Annotated in this window: 1 pseudogene; it reads left to right on the forward strand. The window is 45.4% G+C overall.

From position 1 onward, the window contains the following. Positions 1–559 (forward strand): annotated as a pseudogene (locus ACQQ5U_RS19385) (hypothetical protein); the annotation flags it as partial.

A 559-nucleotide genomic window follows, 5' to 3' on the forward strand; every position in this document is an offset into this window, starting at 1 on the left:
GATTGTGATGGCGATGGCGTAAGCAATGGACGAGAAAATGAAGATGGGACAGATCCATTGGACCCTTGTGATTTTGTATTGGAGCATCAGGATTGTTCAGTATCCGATGAATGGAAAAAAGAAGATTGCGATGGCGATGGCGTAAGCAATGGACAAGAAAATGAAGATGGGACAGACCCATTGAATCCCTGTGATTTTGTATTGGAGCATCAGGATTGTTCACCATCAGAAGAATGGAAGAAAGAAGATTGCGACGGTGACGGTGTAACCAATGGACAAGAAAATGAAGATGGGACAGATCCATTGGATCCCTGTGATTTTGTATTGGAGCATCAGAATTGTTCACCATCTGAGGAATGGAAAAAAGAAGATTGCGATGGCGATGGGGTTACCAACGGCGATGAGATCGAGGACGGAACAGACCCATTGGCCCCATGTGATTATAACCCTGACAGTATTACCCTTCCACAAAGTGGCGACTATCTAGAAGCAGATTGTGATGGCGATGGTGTGACCAACGAAAAAGAGAATGAGGATGGCACGGACCCACAAGACCCTT

Origin of the sequence: Flagellimonas lutimaris (assembly GCF_051494225.1) — a bacterium.
GTDB classification, from domain to species: Bacteria; Bacteroidota; Bacteroidia; order Flavobacteriales; family Flavobacteriaceae; genus Flagellimonas; species Flagellimonas lutimaris_A.